This is a genomic window from Allobosea sp. 01N443, assembly GCF_056399325.1.
Genome location: NZ_JBFTRC010000424.1, coordinates 1 through 592, shown reverse-complemented (window position 1 = coordinate 592; position 592 = coordinate 1). Strand labels below are relative to the sequence as shown.

The window sequence follows — 592 nt, the reverse complement described above, 5'->3', positions numbered from 1 at the left end:
GCTGAGACCAGCAATGGCAATCTCGTTCAGCGCAATCGTCAGGTCCGCCCATCCCCGTCAGGTCGGGCGCCGGCCCATCTCGCCAAGCGTTTAGTTTAAAAATATTCTAGTTATAGATTTGAGTATTTCTAAGTTATTGAAGTATCGTGACAAATCGCCGCGCAGTCTGTAACTGGTCGCTATTCTGCACGAGGACAGATGCGGTGGATCTTCTGAGCACGCGATCGATCAGGAATAATATCCGGCGTGACTGGAGCCGCCCGTCGGCCAAGCCCATGTATTGCGGAATCATGAGATCTTCTTGTTCAGCCGGTCTGCGCATCTCGGCGCGCGCGATAACCAGCGATTGCTTGAGCCGATCCGCACCAGAACCGTCTTCCTGGAGCATGAGCCGATCATGGGCGGTCGGGCGAGGGGAGGCCGCCGGTTGAACACTGGCGGCTGGGCCAGGACCGCTGCGCCATCCCCATGCGCAAACGGCAATCGATAGAGCGAGGATCATGATGGACAGGCATTCACAATCCGTGCCGGGCTGGTTTGCTTGGCTGACCCGGCGCGTGGCGCTCATGGCCGCCCTGGCCCTGCTTGCCGC

Annotated in this window: 1 protein-coding gene; it reads right to left on the bottom strand. The window is 58.8% G+C overall.

All coding sequences use genetic code 11. The annotated features are described in order from the left end of the window. Positions 1-133: 133 nt before the first annotated feature. On the bottom strand, positions 134-592 hold a 459-nt coding region (locus tag AC1DRP_RS36810), incomplete at its 5' end, for a hypothetical protein (protein ID WP_476771173.1).